The sequence below is a fragment of the Enterobacter cloacae complex sp. P12RS genome (genome assembly GCF_014895875.1).
Taxonomy (GTDB): domain Bacteria; phylum Pseudomonadota; class Gammaproteobacteria; order Enterobacterales; family Enterobacteriaceae; genus Enterobacter; species Enterobacter bugandensis.
This window is the reverse complement of sequence record NZ_JADBQO010000009.1, coordinates 313,404-333,630: the sequence shown is the minus strand read 5'-3', so window position 1 is coordinate 333,630 and position 20,227 is coordinate 313,404. Positions and strand designations below refer to the sequence as shown.

Annotated in this window: 19 protein-coding genes; 16 read left to right on the top strand and 3 right to left on the bottom strand. The window is 58.3% G+C overall.

Features of this window, described 5'->3' with window-relative positions:
* Positions 1 to 363: 363 nt before the first annotated feature.
* The 7 genes from IM284_RS08215 to IM284_RS08185 are packed head-to-tail and all read left to right on the top strand — an operon-like array spanning position 364 to position 8,138.
* On the top strand, positions 364 to 1,083 hold the full coding sequence (locus IM284_RS08215) for a FadR/GntR family transcriptional regulator (protein ID WP_028012064.1): 720 nt from the start codon (positions 364 to 366) through the stop codon (positions 1,081 to 1,083).
* The gene (locus IM284_RS08210) at positions 1,080 to 2,093 is read left to right on the top strand and encodes an ABC transporter ATP-binding protein (RefSeq protein WP_047367562.1); all 1,014 of its coding nucleotides are present in this window, start codon (positions 1,080 to 1,082) and stop codon (positions 2,091 to 2,093) included. Before IM284_RS08215 ends, IM284_RS08210 begins: the two co-directional genes overlap by 4 nt.
* Positions 2,090 to 3,172, top strand: a complete 1,083-nt coding sequence (locus tag IM284_RS08205; protein ID WP_047367563.1) for an ABC transporter ATP-binding protein — start codon at positions 2,090 to 2,092, stop codon at positions 3,170 to 3,172. The genes IM284_RS08210 and IM284_RS08205 overlap by 4 nt, the downstream gene beginning before the upstream one ends.
* A gap of 2 nt (positions 3,173 to 3,174) precedes the next feature.
* The gene (locus IM284_RS08200; protein ID WP_193055762.1) at positions 3,175 to 4,689 is read left to right on the top strand and encodes an ABC transporter substrate-binding protein; all 1,515 of its coding nucleotides are present in this window, start codon (positions 3,175 to 3,177) and stop codon (positions 4,687 to 4,689) included.
* Between the two features lie 18 nt (positions 4,690 to 4,707).
* On the top strand, positions 4,708 to 5,649 hold the full coding sequence (locus IM284_RS08195) for an ABC transporter permease (RefSeq protein ID WP_028012068.1): 942 nt from the start codon (positions 4,708 to 4,710) through the stop codon (positions 5,647 to 5,649).
* Between the two features lie 2 nt (positions 5,650 to 5,651).
* Complete coding sequence (locus IM284_RS08190) at positions 5,652 to 6,527, top strand: ABC transporter permease (protein ID WP_028012069.1); 876 nt, start codon at positions 5,652 to 5,654, stop codon at positions 6,525 to 6,527.
* Positions 6,528 to 6,536: 9 nt separating this feature from the next.
* Complete coding sequence (locus tag IM284_RS08185; protein WP_047367565.1) at positions 6,537 to 8,138, top strand: gamma-glutamyltransferase family protein; 1,602 nt, start codon at positions 6,537 to 6,539, stop codon at positions 8,136 to 8,138.
* Positions 8,139 to 8,194: 56 nt separating this feature from the next.
* On the opposite strand, the gene IM284_RS08180 is transcribed toward IM284_RS08185, so the two are convergent.
* Together IM284_RS08180 and fadE are read right to left on the bottom strand one after the other, a co-directional pair.
* Positions 8,195 to 8,965: an amidohydrolase gene (locus IM284_RS08180; RefSeq protein WP_041911141.1), complete on the bottom strand. Its 771-nt coding sequence runs from the start codon at positions 8,963 to 8,965 to the stop codon at positions 8,195 to 8,197.
* A 108-nt stretch (positions 8,966 to 9,073) separates the two neighbouring features.
* A complete protein-coding gene (gene fadE / locus IM284_RS08175; RefSeq protein WP_028012072.1) occupies positions 9,074 to 11,518 on the bottom strand; it encodes an acyl-CoA dehydrogenase FadE in 2,445 nt (814 codons plus the stop codon).
* Between the two features lie 239 nt (positions 11,519 to 11,757).
* Here fadE and lpcA point away from each other — a divergent pair, with 239 nt between their 5' ends.
* Both lpcA and IM284_RS08165 read left to right on the top strand, forming a co-directional pair.
* Positions 11,758 to 12,336, top strand: a complete 579-nt coding sequence (lpcA, locus tag IM284_RS08170) for a D-sedoheptulose 7-phosphate isomerase (RefSeq protein WP_003863232.1) — start codon at positions 11,758 to 11,760, stop codon at positions 12,334 to 12,336.
* 47 nt (positions 12,337 to 12,383) lie between these two features.
* Positions 12,384 to 13,151, top strand: a complete 768-nt coding sequence (locus tag IM284_RS08165; protein ID WP_028012073.1) for a class II glutamine amidotransferase — start codon at positions 12,384 to 12,386, stop codon at positions 13,149 to 13,151.
* Here IM284_RS08165 and dpaA read toward each other — a convergent pair.
* Entirely contained in the window at positions 13,122 to 13,862 is a 741-nt protein-coding gene (gene dpaA / locus IM284_RS08160) for a peptidoglycan meso-diaminopimelic acid protein amidase (protein WP_041911140.1), read from the bottom strand. The two genes, IM284_RS08165 and dpaA, sit on opposite strands and share 30 nt — an antisense overlap.
* A 298-nt stretch (positions 13,863 to 14,160) precedes the next feature.
* On the opposite strand from dpaA, the gene IM284_RS08155 reads away from it, so the two are divergent.
* From IM284_RS08155 to nqrM, 7 genes are read left to right on the top strand one after another with little or no spacing between them, the layout of a single operon-like run.
* Positions 14,161 to 15,504, top strand: a complete 1,344-nt coding sequence (locus IM284_RS08155; RefSeq protein ID WP_047367566.1) for a Na(+)-translocating NADH-quinone reductase subunit A — start codon at positions 14,161 to 14,163, stop codon at positions 15,502 to 15,504.
* A 2-nt stretch (positions 15,505 to 15,506) separates the two neighbouring features.
* Positions 15,507 to 16,742 carry an NADH:ubiquinone reductase (Na(+)-transporting) subunit B gene (locus IM284_RS08150; protein WP_028012076.1) on the top strand — a complete coding sequence of 412 codons (1,236 nt, stop codon included), beginning with the start codon at positions 15,507 to 15,509 and terminating at the stop codon, positions 16,740 to 16,742.
* On the top strand, positions 16,735 to 17,529 hold the full coding sequence (locus IM284_RS08145) for a Na(+)-translocating NADH-quinone reductase subunit C (protein WP_041911137.1): 795 nt from the start codon (positions 16,735 to 16,737) through the stop codon (positions 17,527 to 17,529). Before IM284_RS08150 ends, IM284_RS08145 begins: the two co-directional genes overlap by 8 nt.
* Positions 17,522 to 18,160 (top strand): NADH:ubiquinone reductase (Na(+)-transporting) subunit D, encoded by a 639-nt coding sequence (locus IM284_RS08140; protein ID WP_028012078.1) that lies wholly within the window; start codon positions 17,522 to 17,524, stop codon positions 18,158 to 18,160. Before IM284_RS08145 ends, IM284_RS08140 begins: the two co-directional genes overlap by 8 nt.
* Before the next feature lie 6 nt (positions 18,161 to 18,166).
* Complete coding sequence (nqrE, locus tag IM284_RS08135; RefSeq protein ID WP_003863217.1) at positions 18,167 to 18,763, top strand: NADH:ubiquinone reductase (Na(+)-transporting) subunit E; 597 nt, start codon at positions 18,167 to 18,169, stop codon at positions 18,761 to 18,763.
* 10 nt (positions 18,764 to 18,773) lie between these two features.
* Positions 18,774 to 19,997: an NADH:ubiquinone reductase (Na(+)-transporting) subunit F gene (nqrF, locus tag IM284_RS08130; protein ID WP_045630674.1), complete on the top strand. Its 1,224-nt coding sequence runs from the start codon at positions 18,774 to 18,776 to the stop codon at positions 19,995 to 19,997.
* 2 nt (positions 19,998 to 19,999) lie between these two features.
* Positions 20,000 to 20,200: a (Na+)-NQR maturation NqrM gene (gene nqrM / locus IM284_RS08125; RefSeq protein WP_041911135.1), complete on the top strand. Its 201-nt coding sequence runs from the start codon at positions 20,000 to 20,002 to the stop codon at positions 20,198 to 20,200.
* Positions 20,201 to 20,227: the final 27 nt, after the last annotated feature.

Below are 20,227 nucleotides of genomic sequence, written 5' to 3'. Positions count from 1 at the left end.
TTTCGCGGCCCTCGCAAGGGGGCCATTTTCAGGCGTAAGCACGCCTTATTTATTACTTTTTGTTAACTTATTATTATCATTTATAGTGCAAAAAATTAACAATGGCACTATTGTAGTGCGCTATTTGCACTGTTTTTGTGCGTTTCATGTTCTTTTCTGGCCTTTATCGTCTCAGGATGCCGCTTGCATCTGTAACAATACGTTGCTGTAACCCCTTCATTTACTACCGCTTTTTTAAATCTCTTTTGAACCATTAAAAAATTGGTTCGTTTATTGCTTAATCATTAGCACGATAAGTAGCACGCCATATCAATAACTTATCGTTCATAAAAAGAAAATAATGATGATAGTGAGCGAACCAATATGGAAAAACCGTCACGGTTTCTGGCCAATTCCAGCACCGCGCTTGAGCAACTGCGCGGGCTAATCAACCAGCATGAGTCAACACCAGGCACTCCGCTGCCCACGGAACGTGAGCTGTCGGAAACACTCGGCGTAGGACGACGCGAAGTGCGTCGCGCGCTGGACGTGCTGGAAGAAGAAGGGCGGATCTGGCGTAAACAGGGCAAAGGCACCTTTATTGGTCCGGCTGCCCCTGTTGAACCGCTGGCCCTTCAGGGATTGGTTCAGCAGACCAATCTGCTGGAAGTGATGGAAGCTCGTATACAGATCGAACCCGGCTTAGCCCGGCTTGCGGCACTGCGTGCCACCAGGGAAAACCTCGCGCTCATGCAGCGCATGCTGGAACGCATCGACAAGGTCAGCCCGGATGACCGCGATCTCAATGAACTCTGGGATAGCGCCTTTCACCGCGCCATTGCCGAGGCGGCGGGCAATCGCCTGATGCTCGGCCTGTTTGACGCCATTGACGCCGTGCGGCGCGAACCCGGCTGGCAGCATCTGCGTGAATTAGCCCGCACGCCCGAACGTGTCGACAGCTACAACGACCACCATCACAAGATCATGTCCGCGATTATCCATCGCCAGCCTAATGAAGCAGCGGCCGCCATGCGCGAACACCTGCTCAGCCTGCAAAACGCCCTGATTCAGGCGATCCACCTTGAGGACGATTTCACGCTATGACGACGATCCCGTTTAAGGACTCCACGCCTGTACTCCGGCTGAATAATCTCAACGTTAAGTTTTCCGGCTCGCCGGTCAGCGTCCTGGACGGCATTTCCCTGACGGTCAAAGCGGGCGAAACGCTGGCGCTGGTGGGGGAGTCCGGCTGCGGGAAAAGTATCACCTCACTGGCGCTGATGGGTTTACTGCCCGCCAGCGCGCAGATTGTCAGCGGCGAGATGCAGTTTCGCCGCCACGACCTGCGCAAGCTCTCGCCGCGGGAGTATGCCGATCTGCGCGGGAGCGAGCTGGCGATGATTTTCCAGGAGCCGATGACCTCGCTTAATCCGGCCTTCACGTTAGGCGATCAGCTCAGTGAAGCGGTCATGCGTCATCAGAACGTTACGCGCCCGGAGGCGATGAAGGTCGCGCTGCAGATCCTTGAAAAGGTGCAGATCCCGGCGGCGGAGATGCGCCTCAAGGCGTATCCGCACCAGCTTTCCGGCGGCATGCGCCAGCGCGTGATGATTGCCATGGCGCTGATCAACCACCCTAAACTGCTGATTGCCGATGAACCGACCACCGCGCTCGACGTCACCATCCAGGCACAAATCCTGACCCTGCTGAACACTCTAAAAGAGGAAACCGGCACGGCGGTGCTGATGATCACCCACGATTTGGGCGTGGTGGCCGAAGTCGCCCAGCAGGTGGCGGTGATGTACGCCGGGCAGGTGGTGGAGCAGGGGAGCGTTGAGGCAATATTCGCTGACCCGCAGCACCCGTACACCATCGGCCTGATGGGCTCGATCCCTTCGCTGGGCGCACGCAAAGGCCAGCTCTCCACCATTCCCGGATCGGTCCCGCTGCCGGAGTCCATGCCGAAAGGCTGCCGTTTCGCGACGCGCTGCCCGTTTGCGCAGTCGCGCTGTCATGATGAAAAACCGCAGCTCACCACGCTCGGCGCGGGCCATCAGGTCGCCTGCTTCCGCGTGCCGCTCGAACACCACATTGCCCTGGGAGAGACCGCATGACCACGCCCATTCTTGAAGCCCGGGACCTCAGCAAGCTTTTCCCCGGTCCGAAAAAACTCTTTTCCCCGGCCCGGTTTGTCACAGCGGTCGATCGCGTTTCGCTTGCCGTGATGCCGGGCGAAACGCTGGCGATTGTCGGCGAGTCCGGTTCCGGGAAATCCACCCTTGGCCGTCTGCTGCTGCGTCTGCTGGCCGCCAGCGAAGGACGCGTGTTTTATCAGGGGGAGGAGATTACCCACGCCACAGGCGCCCGTCTGAACCAGCTCCGGCGCGAACTGCAGATTATTTTTCAGGATCCTTTTGCCTCGCTGAACCCGCGCATGACGGTGGAGCAAATCGTCGGTGAGCCGCTGTGGCTGCACCAGAACATGAAGAAAGCGGATCGTCAGTACCGCGTCGCGGAGCTGCTCAAGACCGTTGGCCTGCCTGCCGCCTGGGCCGGGCGCTATCCGCACGAGTTTTCCGGCGGGCAGCGCCAGCGTATCGGCATTGCCCGCGCGCTGGCTTCGGGGCCAAAGCTGCTGCTGGGCGACGAGCCGGTTTCCGCGCTGGATGTGTCGGTGCAGGCGCAGGTGGTTAATTTGCTGGAGAGCCTGAAGCACCAGCTGGGGCTGACGATGGTGATCGTCGCCCACGGTCTGGCGGTGATTCGCCACATGAGCGACCGCGTGGCGGTGATGTACCTTGGGCAGATCGTTGAGCTTGCCACCGTCGACGAGATCTTTGACGCACCGCTGCACCCTTACACCCAGGCGCTGATCGCCTCGGCGCCGCAGATGCAGCCGGGTATTGAGCGCGACGCGCCGCTGCTGCAGGGGGATCTGCCGAACCCGGCTGACCCGCCGTCGGGCTGTCGCTTCCACACCCGCTGCCCGTACGTCACCGACGAATGCCGCCAGGTCGAGCCGATTAATCAGGTGCTCGACGGCGGGCGTCAGGTTGCCTGCCACCGCTGGCAGGAAATTAACCGCGATCGCAGCGTTATCCAGATCGCACCGCCATCCGCAGCCTTTCTGCGCCGCCGCGCGCTGTTTGAACACGCGGCCACTCACTCCTCCCTTCCTTCAAGGAACTCATGATAATGACAATGCGTAATTCTCTTTTGACCGTACTGGGAAGTGTTATGTTGCTTGGCGCGGCGCTGCCCGCCCATTCTGAAAGCGTGCTGCGAATCGGTCTGGGAGCAGACCCGGACATGCTTGACCCGCACCTGGCGCGCACCTACTATGGCCGCTTCGTGTTTGCCTCACTGTGCGACAGGCTGGTGGACGTCGACGAGCATCTGAAGGTCGTGCCAGGTCTCGCGAAATCGTGGGCCTGGAGCGCCGACGGCAAAACGCTGACCATGGATCTGCGCGAAGGCGTGACCTTCCATGACGGAGAGAAATTCGATGCCGCCGCCGCGAAATACAACCTGGACCGCGCCCTGACCCTCAAAGGCTCCCTGCGGAAAAGCGAGATCTCCTCCGTGGAATCGGTAGAGGTCACCGGCCCGATGCAGATAGCGCTGCACCTGAAAACGCCAGACGCCGCGCTGCTGATGCAGCTTACCGACCGCGCGGGCGCGATGATGGCACCCGAGGCCGCGAAAAAGCCTGACTTTGCCGCCCATCCGGTCTGTTCCGGCCCGTACAAGTTCGACAGCCGCGTGTCGCAGGACCGCATCGTTCTGACCCGCTTCGACAACTACTGGAACAAAGGCGCCTACCACTTCGACAAAATTATCTATCTGCCGATCCCGGATGCCTCCGTGCGCCTCGCGAACCTGCGCGCGGGCGATCTTGATCTGACCGAAGGCATCGCCGCCAGCGACGTCAAAACCGTCGAAGCCGACAGCAAGCTGGCGCTGGCGAAGGTCACCGGCCTGGGCTATCAGGGGATCACCTTCAATATTAACAACGGCAAGGTCCCGGCGAACGATCCGTTCAAAGATGCCCGCGTGCGCGAGGCGTTTTCTCAGGCCATCGACCGTGAAGCGTTAAACCAGGTGGTCTTCGAAGGCCTCTACACCCCGGCAAACCAGGCGTTTTCGACGGTGAGCCCGTATCACGTGAATCTGCCGGTTCCGCCGCGCGACGTTGATAAAGCCAAAGCGCTGCTCAAAGCGGCAGGCATCACCACGCCGCTGACCGTCAACCTGCTGGTGCCGAACAACCCAACCTCGCAGCAGGTGGGTCAGGTATTGCAGGCGATGGTCGCCGAGGCCGGCTTCACGCTGAACCTGCAGATGACCGAATTTGCCACGCTGCTGGATCGCCAGCAGAGCGGTGATTATCAGATGAGCTTCTCCGGCTGGTCGGGTCGCCCGGATCCGGACGGCAGCATCTACGGCTTTATCCACAGCAAAGGCACGCTTAACGATGGCCGTTACAGCAACGCGCAGGTCGATGAGTGGCTGACGCAGGCGCGCCAGAGCACCGACCAGGCCGCACGCCAGCCGCTGTATGACAAGGTGGTGAAGCAGCTGCAAACCGATATGCCGATTGCCTACCTCTACTTCGAGCCGCGCATTTTTGGCCTGAACAAGCGCGTGCAGGGCTTTAAGCCTTACCCGGACGGCATCGTGCGTCTGGCGGGTTTGACGCTGGCCAAATAAACGTCCTGAGGAGAACCCATGCTGGAACTGATTTGCAAACGTCTGCTGCTGGCCGTCCCGACGCTACTGCTGGTGAGCATGATGGTGTTCGGGCTGCAAAAGCTGCTGCCCGGCGACCCGCTGATTGCGATGGCCGGTGAGGAACGCGATCCGGCGGTTATCGCCCAGCTGCGCGCGGAGCTGAACCTGGATGCGCCGATCCCGGTTCAGTATTTCCACTGGCTGACGCGGGCGCTACAGGGCGATCTGGGCGTCTCCTTGCGCACGCACGAGCCGGTGACCGAGCTTATCGCCAGCAAGCTGCCGGTTACGCTGGAGCTGTCGCTGCTGGCGATGATTATTGCGCTGGTGTTTGGCATCAGCATGGGGATCCTTGCGGCGGTGAATAAAAACAGCTGGGTCGATCACGGGGCGAACTTCGTGGCGATCTCAGGGATCTCTATTCCCCACTTCTGGCTGGGGATCCTGCTGATTCTGGTCTTCTCGGTGAACCTGCAGTGGCTGCCCGCGTCCGGCTACGTGCCGTTCAGTGAAGATCCGCTTCAGAACCTGCGCACGCTGCTGCTGCCCGCGTCCGTGCTCGGAACCGGGCTGGCGGCGACGCTGATGCGCCATACCCGCGCGTCGATGATTGCGGTGCTGAAAGCGGATTATATCCGTACCGCACGCGCCAAGGGGCTGCTGCCGAAGGCGGTCATTCTAAAGCACGCGTTTCGCAACGCGCTGGTACCGGTGATCACCCTCACCACGCTGCTGTTCGGCGAGCTGCTGGGCGGCGCGGTGCTGACTGAGCAGGTGTTCACCATTCCGGGCTTTGGCAAGATGATCGTCGACTCGGTGTTCAACCGTGACTACGCGGTGGTGCAGGGCGTGGTGCTGATCGTGGCGATCGGCTTCCTGCTGCTCAACCTGCTGGCCGACGTGCTTTACGTCCTTATCAACCCGAAAATGCGAGGTTAACGATGGCGGAACTGACGACGCAAACCGTAGCCCCCGCGCTGCCGCGCGCGCAGAACCGGGTGCTGAAGAAATTCCTTGCCAATAAAAGCGCGGTGATTGGCGCGCTTGTGGTGGGTTTCTTTGTGCTGGTGGCGCTGCTGGCGCCGTGGATCGCCCCGTTTGACCCGGTTAAAGCCAACTTCCTCGCGGTGCGCAAAGCGCCGTCAGCGATGTACTGGTTCGGCACCGACGAGCTGGGGCGCGACATTTTGTCCCGCATTATCTGGGGAGCGCGAACCTCGCTGATGGCGGGCTGTATGTCGGTGGTTATCGCGGTGGTCATCGGCGTGCCGCTGGGGCTGGTGGCGGGCTACTTCCAGAAGATGTGGGACGGCGTCATCTCGCGCTTTATCGAGGCGCTGCTGGCCTGTCCGTTCCTGATCATGGCGATCGCGCTGGGGGCATTTTTAGGCCCGAGCCTGACCAATGCGATGATCGCCATCGGTCTTTCGGCGATGCCGATCTTCGCCCGCCTGACGCGCGGGCAGGTGATCGCCATTCGCAACGAAGAGTACATCGACGGCGCGCGGGCGATTGGCCTGCCGGATCGCTGGATCATCATTAAATACGTTCTGCCAAACGTGATGTCGCCGATCCTGGTTCAGGCCACGCTGGCCATTGCCTCGGCGATTATTGCCGAAGCCAGCCTGTCGTTTTTAGGGCTGGGGCAGCAGCCGCCCAATCCGTCCTGGGGGTCCATGCTCAATACCGCGAAAGGTTTCCTTGAGCAGGCGCCGTGGATGTCCGTTTTCCCCGGCGTGGCGATTTTCCTTGCCGTGCAGGGCTTTAATTTACTTGGTGACGGGCTGCGCGATGCGCTCGATCCGCGCCACGACTAAGGAGTCATGATGACCAAAGCGCTTGATTTTACATCCGGTTACGCTTCACGCCGCCCGCCGATGATGGGCCACAACGCCGTTGCCACTTCGCAGCCGCTGGCGGCGCAGGCGGGAATGAAAATGCTGCAGCTGGGTGGTAATGCCGTCGATGCGGCCATTGCCACCGCCATGGCGCTGACCGTTGTCGAGCCGACCGGCAACGGCATCGGCAGCGACGCCTTTGCCATCGTCTGGGACGGTGAAAAACTTCACGGCCTGAACGCGTCCGGGCGCTCGCCGGCCAGCTGGCATGCGGATCTGTTTGCCGGTAAAAGCGCAGTGCCGGAAATCGGCTGGGACGCGGTGACGGTGCCGGGTGCGGTGTCGGGCTGGGTGGCCCTGGCGGAACGCTTCGGCACGCTACCGCTGACCACGCTGGCGCAGCCCGCGATTGACTACGCGCGCAACGGCTTCCCGGTCTCGCCGCTGATTGGTCATCTCTGGCAGCGCGGCTATAACAAGCTGAAAGATCAGCCGGGCTTTAGCGCCTGCTTTGCGCCGGAAGGCCGCGCCCCGCGCGTGGGGGAGATCTTCCGTAACCCGGCGCAGGCTCATTCGCTGGAGCTGATTGCCAAAACCAACGGTGAAGCCTTTTACCGTGGTGAGCTGGCGCAGAAAATCGCCGCCTTCGCCCAGGAGCACGGCGCGCACCTGTCAGCGGAAGATCTGGCAAACCATCGCGTGGACTGGGTTGACCTGCTGTCGCGCGACTTCGCGGGCGGCTCGGTACAGGAGCTGCCGCCAAACGGGCAGGGGATCGCCACGCTGATTGCGCTCGGTATTCTGGAGCAGTGCGGCATTGAGAAACATCATCCGGACTCCGTGCAGTCTCTGCACTTATCCATTGAAGCCATGAAGCTGGCGCTGGCGGATCTCGACCGCTACGTGGCGGATGAAGAACATATGGAGTTCGCAGCAAAAGAGCTGCTGAGCGACCACTATCTGAAGTCGCGTGCGGCGCTTATCGATCGCGATAACGCCTCTGACTTTGTGTACGGATCACCGACGCAGAGCGGCACGGTCTACATCAGCACTGCGGACGCCAGCGGGATGATGGTTTCGTTTATCCAGTCCAACTTTATGGGATTCGGTTCAGGCATTGTGGTGCCGGATACCGGAATCAGCCTGCAAAACCGCGGCTGCGGCTTTGTGCTCGATCCCAAACACCCGAACGCGCTGGCGGGCAGCAAGCGTCCTTTCCACACCATCATTCCGGGCTTTGCGATGGACGGCAACGGCCAGCCGCTGATGTCCTTCGGCGTGATGGGCGGCCCGATGCAGGCGCAGGGGCATATGCAGATGGCGCTGCGCATCATGCTGCACGGGCAAAACCCGCAGGCGGCCATCGACGCGCCGCGCTGGCGCGTGGTGCAGGGCAGGGAAGTGATTGTTGAATCGACGTTCGATCGCAACACCATTGCCGCGCTGCGCGAGCGCGGGCATCAGATCGTGGTGGAAGATCCGCTCCAGGATTACAACTTCGGCGGTGCGCAGGTGATCTATCGTATGCCGGAGGGGCACTACGTGGCCGCGACGGAGAGCCGCAAAGACGGGCAGGCGTTAGTGAGTTAAAAGAAGCGAGCAACATTGGTAGGCCGGGTAAGGCGTAGCCGCCACCCGGCATTTTTTCACCCAATGCTAAACGGATCCGCATCCTGCCAGGCCGGAAACTTCTCCCGATACTCCTTCAGCGCCGTTAACGACAGCTCCGCATCAATGCGCGTCGCCTGATGCGGTTCGGCGGTGGCAATAATCTCGCCCTGAGGGTTCACCACCCGGCTGTCGCCGCGGTAGTGGTGGCCGTTGCCGTCCGTCCCCACGCGGTTACAGCCCACCACGTACGCCTGGTTTTCAATCGCGCGAGCCACCAGCAGCGCCTGCCAGTGCAGCGAGCGCGGCGCGGGCCAGTTGGCGACGTACAGCGCCAGGTCGTAATCGTTGCGGTTGCGCGACCACACCGGGAAGCGCAGGTCGTAGCAGACCAGCGGCAGAATACGCCAGCCGCGCCACTCGAACACCACGCGCTCGTTACCGGCTTCATAATGATGATGTTCATCGGCCATGCGGAACAGGTGGCGTTTATCGTAAAAATGCACCTTCCCTTCCGGCTCAACCAGCAGGAAGCGGTTCACCGGGCCGCGTTCCGTCTGCAGTGCGGCGCTCCCGGCGATCAGCGCGTTGGTTTGCTGCGCTTTGGCATGCATCCAGGCGACCACCTCTTCCTGGGGCATCGACTGTTTCGCCGCTTCCATCGCGAAGCCGGTGGTAAACATCTCCGGCAGGACAATCACATCTCGCCCGGTAATCTCTTCCAGTTGACGATCAAAGTGGCGCAGGTTGGCAGGGCCATCCATCCACACTAAAGGCTGCTGCAAAATCGAAATCTTCAAACCAGGCACGATACAGACTCCTCAAACGACCCCTTTTTGACACTGTAGCACGTCATTACGAGAAAATGTGGCAATAAAAAACCCCGCACCGGGCGGGGTTTGTCAGAGCGAAGCGGGTTATGCCGCTTCAGGTTTGCGGTGCTTCTCCGGCAACTTTACCGGCTGCGTCGCCAGCTCTTCCGGTTCGAAATCATCCACGTTAATACTGCGCAGACGGCTCTCTTCAGCTTTCACCAGCAGCGCAGCTTCGTCGTTATTGATAATGCCACCGGCCAGCGCCTGTTTCGCCAGTTCGTCCAGACGAGTAAACGGCAGGTTTTTACCCAGCTGTTTGCAGATTTTCTGGTGAATCGGGTCGGCGGCCATCACGTCCAGCAGCGCCTCTTCCAGCAGGCCCACCGGGTTATGCGGCGTTGGCGCCAGATACTGACCGCGGCCAATGCGGGAGCGGGTGGCGCTCGGAACCTGCAGGATCTTCGCCACTTTGTGGTCCAGCTTGTCGGACGGCGCCAGATGATGACGACCGGTCGGGAAGATCACCACGCGAAGAGCGCCAGCCACAAAGCGGTTCGGGAAGTTCGCCAGCAGGTCGTCAATCGCCTGTTCCGCCTGATACATCGCATCCTGCACGCCCCAGTGCACCAGCGGCAGATCCGCTTCCTGACGGCCTTCGTCGTCGTAGCGTTTCAGCACCGCAGAGGCCAGGAATATCTGGCTCAGCACGTCGCCCAGACGGGCGGAGATACGCTCGCGACGCTTCAGGCTACCGCCCAGCACCGCCATGGAAACGTCGGACAGCAGAGCCAGGTTGGCGCTCAGACGGTTCAGATGCTGGTAGTAACGTTTGGTCGCATCGCCGGTTGGCGTCGCACTGGTCAGGCCGCGCGTCAGGCCCAGCCAGAAGCTCCGCACCTTGTTGCTGCCCACGTGGCCGATATGTTTGAACAGCAGCTTGTCGAAGGCGTCCACGTCGTTATTCTGCGCAGCGGCCATCTCTTCCAGCACGTACGGATGGCAGCGAATCGCACCCTGGCCGAAGATCATCATGCTGCGGGTCAGGATGTTAGCCCCTTCCACGGTGATGGCAATCGGTGCGCCCTGATAGCCGCGCGCCAGGAAGTTGCCTTCGCCGAGCATAATGCCTTTACCGCCCGCGATATCCATCGCGTCAATGATCGACTGCTGAGCGCGGTGGGTACAGTGGTACTTCACAATCGCGGACAGAACGGCCGGTTTTTCGCCCAGCATGATGCCGTAGGTAATCAGGGATGCAGCGGCGTCCATCACGTAGGCGTTGCCCGCGATGCGAGCCAGCGGCTCTTCGATACCTTCCATCTTGCCGATGGAGATTTTGAACTGACGGCGAATGTGGGCATAAGCGCCAATTCCCATCGCGACGGACTTCAGGCCGCCGGTTGAGTTCGACGGCAGAGTAATACCGCGACCCACCGACAGACATTCCACCAGCATGCGCCAGCCCTGACCGGCCATTTTCGGGCCGCCGATGATGTAGTCAATCGGCACAAAGATATCCTGGCCGCGGGTCGGACCGTTCTGGAACGGCACGTTCAGCGGGAAGTGACGACGGCCAATTTCCACACCCGGCGTCGAGGTTGGGATCAGCGCACAGGTAATGCCCAGATCTTCTTCACCGCCCAGCAGTTTTTCCGGGTCGGAGAGCTTAAAGGCCAGGCCGAGCACGGTGGCGATAGGCGCCAGGGTGATATAGCGTTTGTTCCAGGTCAGGCGCATGCCCAGCACCTGCTGGCCCTGCCACTCGCCCATACAGACCACGCCGGTATCCGGGATTGCGCCTGCATCGGAGCCTGCTTCCGGGCTGGTCAGCGCGAAGCACGGGATTTCCTGACCGCGCGCCAGTCGCGGCAGATAGTGATCTTTCTGCTCTTCCGTACCGTAATGCTGCAGCAGTTCGCCCGGGCCTAAGGAGTTCGGTACGCCGACGGTAATCGCCAGGATCCCGGAAACGCCCGCCAGCTTTTGCAGCACGCGAGCCTGCGCGTAAGCGGAGAACTCAAGACCGCCGTACTCTTTCTTAATGATCATCGCGAAGAAGCGATGCTCTTTCAGGTACGCCCACAGCTCCGGCGGCAGGTCGGCCATTTCGTGGGTGATAGCAAAGTCGTTCGCCATGCGGCACGCTTCTTCCACCGGGCCGTCAATAAAGGCCTGTTCTTCGGCGGTCAGGCGCGGCTGCGGATAGTTGTGCAGCTTTTTCCAGTCCGGGTTACCCTGGAACAGGTCGCCTTCCCACCAGGTGGTGCCCGCATCAATCGCTTCTTTCTCGGTGCGCGACATCGGCGGCATCACTTTGCGGAAGCCTTTAAATACCGGCGCGGAGATCATCGACTTACGCATCGGGGCCAGGTTAAACGGCAGCAGAATGATGGCAAGAGGGACCAAAATCCAGATATTCCAGAGACCTGCGACGCCAAGCGCAGCCGTCCAGGCCAGAAGAATCAGGCTGCTCAGGAATAAACTGACGCGGTGATAGAACAACACACCGAGCAGTACAACGGTTGCGAGAATGCTCAAAATCATCATAAAGAAAAGCTCCCTTGCTTGTAGGAGGTCTGACCACTTGTGATGATATGGTTGTAGTTGATGTGAATTCCTTTAGCAATGTGTTTACAAAATAATTACAACCTGGTTCACATTGTTCGCGTTTTCGCCGGCACAAAAAATCAAAACGCCGGACGATTCGCATGGCTTTAGCTTCTCGCTTTTCCCGCTATCCGGTACACTCCACTGTGTTATTTCATCAATACTGAAGGATTATCCTCATGTACCAGGATCTTATTCGTAACGAACTGAACGAAGCGGCGGAAACGCTGGCGAACTTTCTGAAAGATGATGCCAATATTCACGCTATTCAGCGCGCGGCGGTCCTGCTGGCCGACAGTTTTAAGGCCGGTGGCAAAGTGCTCTCCTGCGGTAACGGCGGTTCCCACTGTGACGCCATGCACTTCGCCGAAGAGCTGACCGGACGCTATCGCGAAAACCGTCCGGGCTACCCGGCGATTGCGATTTCCGACGTGAGCCACATCTCCTGCGTAGGCAACGACTTCGGTTACGACCACATCTTTTCCCGCTACGTTGAGGCAGTAGGCCGTGAAGGCGACGTGCTGCTGGGTATCTCTACTTCCGGTAACTCCGCGAACGTGATCAAAGCGATCGCCGCCGCGCGCGAAAAAGGGATGAAGGTGATCACCCTGACCGGGAAAGATGGCGGTAAGATGGACGGTACGGCGGATATCGAAATTCGCGTTCCGCACTTCGGGTATGCAGATCGCGTTCAGGAAATTCACATCAAAGTGATCCACATCCTGATCCAGCTGATCGAAAAAGAGATGGTTAAGTAAGACTTCGCTGGGGGCACCGGTGCCCCCCGCTGTTGTGGAGGTGATGTATGTGCGAACTGCTCGGGATGAGCGCCAATGTGCCAACCGATATCTGCTTTAGCTTCACCGGGCTGGTTCAGCGCGGTGGGGGAACCGGGCCGCATAAAGACGGCTGGGGCATCACCTTCTATGAAGGCAAAGGGTGTCGCACGTTCAAAGATCCACAGCCCAGCTTTAACTCACCGATTGCCAAACTGGTGCAGGACTATCCCATTAAATCCTGTTCGGTGATCGCGCATATTCGCCAGGCAAACCGCGGCGAAGTTGCGCTGGAAAATACCCATCCCTTTACCCGCGAGCTGTGGGGCCGTAACTGGACCTACGCGCACAACGGGCAGCTTACGGGCTATAAATCTCTGGAAACGGGCAACTTCCGCCCGGTGGGCGAAACGGACAGCGAGAAGGCCTTCTGCTGGCTGCTGCATAAGCTGACGGAACGTTATCCGCGCACGCCCGGCAATATGGCCGCCGTATTCAAATACATCGCGACGCTGGCAGCTGAATTGCGTGAAAAAGGCGTATTTAACATGCTGTTGTCTGACGGGCGCTACGTGATGGCGTTCTGCTCGACGAATCTCTTCTGGATCACGCGCCGCGCGCCGTTTGGCGTTGCTACGCTGCTCGATCAGGATGTGGAGATAGATTTTCAGAAAGAGACCACACCGAACGATGTGGTCACCGTTATTGCAACGCAGCCGCTGACGGGCAACGAAACCTGGCAAAAGATTATGCCAGGCGAGTGGGTGCTATTTTGTCTCGGGGACCGTGTAATTTGACGCCAGCTGCGGGTGGACGACTTCGTGGCTCAGCGGTTTGCTGACCACGTAACGGCCATCAACGATAGAGACTACCGGCGGCTTGTGGGTCTGCTCAAAGTAGTCATAACCCGGCTTGAGCTGTTTCCAGAAATCGGCGTAGTAAGAGTACTTATGGCGCGCCATATTGGCATCGGTCATGCGGAACGGATAGATGCTGACCTGAACGTTAGGCTGCCCAAAGACCAGTGCGCCGGTTACGAACTGGAAAATCTCATCAATGCCGGAGTCGGTCATCGCGTAGCAGCCGACAGACACGCAGGCACCGTGGATCATCAGGTATTTACCTTCATAACCGTGAGCACGGTCATAGGCGTTCGGGAAACCGATGTTGATGGCTTTATAGAAGCGGCTATCCGGTTTTAACTGGTTACGCTGAACGTTGTAAAAACCTTCCGGGCTTTTGAAATCGCCCTGACGCTGTTTCGGGCCCAGCCCGCCGGAATAGTTACAAATTTTGTAGCTATCAAGCAGCTGATATGTTTCGCCCATTTTTACAAACAGATCGAGCGTGCGCTCTTCCTTGAAGATTTGAATATAAACCGGGGATCCCATTAACTGCTGTTTATATTCTTTGCTGATCGGCGTGGTGGAGCTGTTGCTGCTGAGCAGCCCGGCAAACGACATGCACGGAATCAGAAGCATCGCAATGAACAATGCGATTTTACGCATACTACAAATTCCTTGATAAAACCTGGACTAACTTGCCAGGACGGCAAAAGAGACCCGAAATCAGATTATTCTGTTAGGTGCGCTCACATTAGCACCGCTATAGATTTTCGCAAGAGCCGGGCGGTGAGTTTACAAATTAGTTTTACTTTATAAACCATCAAAACTGCGCTGGCTCCAGGAACTTTGCGTAATAGCTCGCATTTTGGCGCGCCCGACCGTGGATCCCCTGCCCGAGAGAAGGGGAAAATGTTACACTTTGCGCCCACTGGATTGTTGTTTATGGAAACCTGCTAACCACATGTTTAAAATAAAAAAAGGACTTAATTTGCCGATTGCAGGCGTGCCTGAGCAGCACGTCTCGTGTGGCGCAAGCGTTCGTCATGTCGCAATTTTAGGTGACGATTATCTGGGAATGCGTCCTTCAATGCTGGTGCAGGAGGGCGATCGCGTGATCAAAGGGCAAGCGCTCTTTGAAGACAAAAAAAATCCCGGCGTCATGTTCACGGCCCCCGCCAGCGGCACCGTGGTAGCGATCAACCGCGGCGAGCGTCGCGTGCTGCAGTCGGTGGTAATCCGCATTGAAGGCGATGAACAGCGTGAGTTTGCTCGTTATGATGCGGCAGACCTCGCGACGCTTAGCCGCGAAGATGTGCTGGCTCAGCTGCTCGCGTCCGGCCTGTGGACGGCGCTGCGTACGCGTCCTTTCAGCAAATCACCAGTTCCTGATACCGCCCCGGCTGCCATTTTCGTGACGGCCATCGACACCAACCCGCTCAGCGCAGACCCGCAGCCCATTATCCTGGCGCAGCGTAAAGCCTTTGATGCCGGGCTGACCGTTCTGACTCGCCTGACGCCCGGAAAAGTGCACGTTTGCCAGGCCAGCGGCGGCAAGCTTGGCGGCCATCCGCAGGGGCTGGTTACGTTTAATGAATTTTCCGGCCCGCATCCGGCGGGTCTGGTCGGGACCCATATCCACTTCCTTGAGCCGGTGAGCCTTAAAAAACAGGTCTGGCACCTTAATTATCAGGATGTCATTGCCATCGGTAAGCTCTTTACGACGGGTGAACTCTGCGCTGAACGGATTATCGCCATCGGCGGGCCGCAGGCCGCAAACCCGCGTCTGGTTAAGACGCTTCTGGGAGCAGACATTAATGAACTGCTGGCAGGGGAAACGAAAGAGGGTGAAAACCGCCTCATTTCCGGTTCGGTACTCAGCGGCCGCCGCGCTGTCAATGCGCACGCGTACCTGGGACGTTTCCATCTTCAGGTGAGCGTCGTTCTGGAAGGGCGTGAGAAAGAGCTGTTCGGCTGGGTTCTGCCTGGCGCAGAAAAATACTCCGTCACCCGCACCACGCTTGGCCACTTTCTGCGTCATAAGCTCTTTAACTTCTCTACCAGCACGAACGGCGGCGAGCGCGCGATGGTTCCGATTGGCAACTACGAACGTGTAATGCCGCTGGATATTCTGCCTACCGTGCTGCTGCGCGATCTTCTGGCAGGCGATACCGACGGCGCGCAGGCGCTCGGTTGCCTGGAACTGGATGAAGAAGATCTGGCGCTCTGTACCTATGTGTGTCCGGGTAAATACGAATATGGACCCGTATTGCGCGAGGTGTTAACCCGCATCGAGCAGGAAGGATAACCATGGGATTAAAACACCTCTTTGAAAAAATTGAGCCGCACTTTACCGAAGGGAAGCTCAAAAAGTACTACCCGCTGTATGAAGCGACGACGACTATTTTCTACACTCCGGGTCTGGTGACGAAAGGGGCAGCGCACGTTCGGGATGCCATCGATCTGAAACGCATGATGATCCTGGTGTGGTTTGCGGTCTTCCCGGCCATGTTCTGGGGCATGTACAACGTTGGTCTGCAAACCATTCCGGCGCTGCATCATATGTACGACGCTCAGCAGCTGGCGCAGGTGATCCAGTCTGACTGGCACTATCGTCTGGCGCAGTCGCTGGGCGTGAGCTTTGCGGCTGATGCAGGCTGGGTCAGCATGATGACGCTGGGGGCCGTCTTCTTCCTGCCGATCTACATGACCGTCTTTATCGTGGGCGGCTTCTGGGAAGTGCTGTTCGCCATCATCCGCAAACACGAGATCAACGAAGGCTTCTTCGTGACCTCCATTCTGTTTGCGCTGATTGTTCCGCCGACTCTGCCGCTCTGGCAGGCGGCGATGGGGATCAGCTTTGGCGTGGTGATTGCCAAAGAGATTTTCGGCGGCACCGGACGTAACTTCCTCAACCCGGCGCTGGCGGGGCGTGCGTTCCTGTTCTTTGCTTACCCGGCGCAGATTTCGGGCGACCTGGTGTGGACGGCAGCAGACGGATTCTCCGGCGCGACGCCACTTTCACAGTGGGCGGCAGGCGGCGGCGAAACGCTGGTCAACAATGCTACCGGCCAGCCCGTAACCTGGTTCGACGCGTTTCTTGGCAACATTCCGGGCTCCATTGGTGAAGTGTCTACCCTGATGATTTTAATCGGCGGGGCCATCATCCTCTTTGGCCGCGTGGCGTCCTGGCGCATCGTCGCGGGCGTTATGCTCGGCATGGTGCTTACCGCCACGCTGTTCAACCTCATTGGTTCAGACACGAACCCGATGTTCTCCATGCCGTGGTACTGGCACCTGGTACTGGGAGGCTTTGCGTTTGGCATGATGTTCATGGCCACCGATCCCGTCTCGGCCTCCTTTACCGACAGGGGGAAATGGTGTTACGGCGCGCTCATTGGCGTGATGTGTGTACTTATTCGCGTGGTCAACCCGGCCTATCCGGAAGGGATGATGTTGGCCATTCTGTTTGCCAACCTGTTTGCGCCGCTGTTCGACTACCTGGTCGTGCGCGCCAACATTAAGCGGAGGAAGGCGCGTGGCTGAGGTTAAAAATAACGACAGCATCAGCAAAACGCTGCTGGTGGTTTTGGTACTGTGTCTGGTCTGTTCCATCGTGGTTGCCGGTTCCGCCGTAGGGTTGAAACCGCTGCAGCAGGAACAGCGCGCGCTGGATAAACAGCGTAACATCCTGGCCGTTGCCGGGCTGATGCAGGAAGGCATGACGAAGGACGACGTCGCGGCCGTGTTTGCTGAACGCATTACCGCACGGCTGGTGGATTTAAAAACCGGCGAGCTGATGGATAAAGACCCGGCGAAATATAACCAGGCGCTGGCATTAAAGGATCCGCAGATGAGCACCGTGCTTGACGCCTCGCAGGATCCGGCTGGCATTAAGCGCCGCAGCAATGTCGCGGAGATTTACCTCGTTCGTGACGAGCAGAAGCGCATACAGGAAATCGTGTTGCCCATCTACGGCAACGGCTTATGGTCAATGATGTATGCGTTTGTGGCACTGGATACCGATGGCCGCACGGTCAAAGGTATTACTTATTACGATCAGGGCGAAACGCCGGGGCTGGGTGGCGAAGTGGAAAACCCTAACTGGCGTGCGCAGTTTATCGGTAAAAAAGTGCTCAATGATAACGGTCAGCCTGCGCTGAAGGTGGTGAAAGGAGGCGCGCGTCCTGGGGATGAGTTCGCCGTTGACGGTCTTTCCGGCGCCACACTCACCTCTAACGGGGTGCAGCACAGTTTTGATTTCTGGATGGGTGAACTGGGCTTTGGTCCCTTCCTGAAGAACGTACGTGAAGGAGCGCTGAACAATGGCTGATACGGGTGAACTGAAAGAAGTTAAAAAGGTGCTGATTGGCCCACTTTTAGCCAATAACCCGATAACCCTGCAGGTGCTGGGTGTGTGCTCGGCTCTGGCGGTAACGACCAAGCTGGAAACGGCGGTGGTGATGACGCTGGCGGTAACGCTGGTGACGGCGTTTTCCAGCATGTTTATCTCGATGATCCGCCACCACATCCCCAACAGCGTGAGGATCATCGTGCAGATGGCGATCATCGCCTCGCTGGTGATCGTGGTCGATCAGCTGCTGCGCGCGTTCGCCTACGAAACCTCCAAACAGCTTTCGGTGTTTGTCGGCCTGATTATCACCAACTGCATCGTGATGGGGCGCGCTGAAGCCTACGCCATGAAAATGCCGCCGCTGGCGAGCTTTATGGACGGTATCGGCAACGGCCTGGGCTACGGCGTGATCCTCCTGACGGTCGGTTTCCTGCGCGAGCTGATTGGCAGCGGCAAGCTGTTTGGCGTTCAGGTGCTGGATACGGTACAGAACGGCGGCTGGTATCTGCCGAACGGCCTGTTCCTGCTGGCCCCAAGCGCGTTTTTCATTATCGGTTTGCTGATCTGGCTGATTCGTACGCTGAAGCCTGAACAGCAGGAAAAGGAGTAACCGACAATGGCTCATTACCTGAGTTTATTTGTGCGCGCGGTGTTTGTTGAAAACATGGCGCTCGCTTTCTTCCTGGGCATGTGTACGTTCCTTGCCGTTTCTAAAAAGGTCTCGACGGCATTTGGCCTGGGCGTGGCGGTCACCGTTGTGCTGGGGCTTTCGGTTCCGATTAACAACCTGGTGTTCAACTTCGTGCTGCGGGACGGCGCGCTGGTGGAAGGCGTCGATCTTAGCTTCCTGAACTTCATCACCTTCATCGGGGTGATTGCGGCGCTGGTACAAATCCTGGAGATGATCCTCGATAAGTATTTCCCGTCGCTGTACAACGCGCTGGGGATCTTCCTGCCGCTGATCGCGGTGAACTGCGCCATCTTCGGTGGCGTCTCGTTTATGGTTCAGCGCGATTACAACTTCAGTGAATCGGTGGTGTACGGCTTCGGTTCCGGTATCGGCTGGATGCTGGCGATTGTCACCATGGCGGGGATCCGTGAAAAAATGAAATATGCCAACGTGCCTGCGGGGCTGCGGGGCTTAGGGATCACCTTTATCACCACCGGCCTGATGGCGTTGGGCTTTATGTCCTTCTCCGGTGTGCAGCTATAAGGGCTAACAGATGGAAATTATTCTTGGCGTGGTGATGTTCACGCTGATAGTACTGGTGCTGTCAGGGCTGATTCTGGCGGCGCGCGCAAAGCTGGTTAATTCCGGGGATGTGATCATTGATATCAATGACGATCCGCAGAACCAGATCCGCACTCCGGCAGGGGACAAGCTGCTTAATACGCTCTCGGGCAACGGGATTTTTGTCTCGTCAGCCTGCGGTGGAGGCGGCTCATGCGGGCAGTGCCGTGTGACTGTGAAAGAGGGGGGCGGTGATATTCTGCCTACTGAACTGTCGCATATCACGAAGCGTGAAGCGAAAGAGGGGTGCCGCCTGGCGTGCCAGGTCGCGGTGCGTCAGAACATGAAGATTGAGCTGCCGGAAGAGATTTTCGGCGTGAAAAAATGGGAGTGCGAGGTTATCTCGAACGATAACAAAGCCACGTTCATTAAAGAGCTTAAGCTACGTGTCCCTGAAGGGGAGAGCGTCCCGTTCCGTGCAGGCGGGTATATCCAGATTGATTGTCCGGCGCACACCGTGGCGTATGCGGACTTCGACGTGCCCGATGAGTACCGGGCCGACTGGGATAAATTTAATCTCTTCCGCTTTGTTTCCGAGGTAAAAGAGCCCGCGCTGCGCGCCTATTCCATGGCTAACTACCCGGAAGAGAAGGGCATTATCATGCTCAACGTGCGTATCGCCACGCCGCCGCCAAACGTGCCTGACGCGCCGCCGGGCGTGATGTCGTCGTATATCTGGTCCCTTAAGCCAGGCGACAAGGTGACGATCTCCGGTCCGTTCGGCGAGTTTTTTGCTAAAGATACCGACGCCGAAATGGTCTTTATCGGCGGCGGTGCGGGTATGGCCCCTATGCGCTCGCACATCTTTGACCAGCTCAAGCGTCTCGGCAGCAAGCGTAAAATCAGCTTCTGGTACGGTGCGCGCTCGCTGCGCGAAATGTTCTACGACGATGAGTTCGAACAGCTGGCGCGTGAGAATCCGAACTTTACCTTCCACGTGGCGCTCTCCGATCCGCAGCCGGAAGATAACTGGACGGGCTATACGGGATTCATTCACAACGTGCTGTATGAAAACTACCTCAAACAGCACCCGGCACCGGAAGACTGCGAGTTCTATATGTGTGGTCCGCCAATGATGAACGCCGCCGTGATCAAGATGCTCAAAGATCTCGGCGTGGAAGATGAAAACATCCTCCTTGATGATTTCGGGGGCTAATAATGTTGACCTTTCTGGCAACCTTTGCGGTGTTTTTGCTGGTGGTGTTCGGTATGTCTTTAGGCTGGATCATCAAGCGTAAAAGCATTCAGGGCAGCTGTGGAGGTATCTCTTCCATCGGAATGGAAAAGGTGTGCGACTGCCCGGAGCCCTGTGATGCCCGTAAAAAACGGATGGCCCGGGATCAGCAGAGGATCATCTAGGAAAAGGCCGCTTCGTGCGGCCTTTAT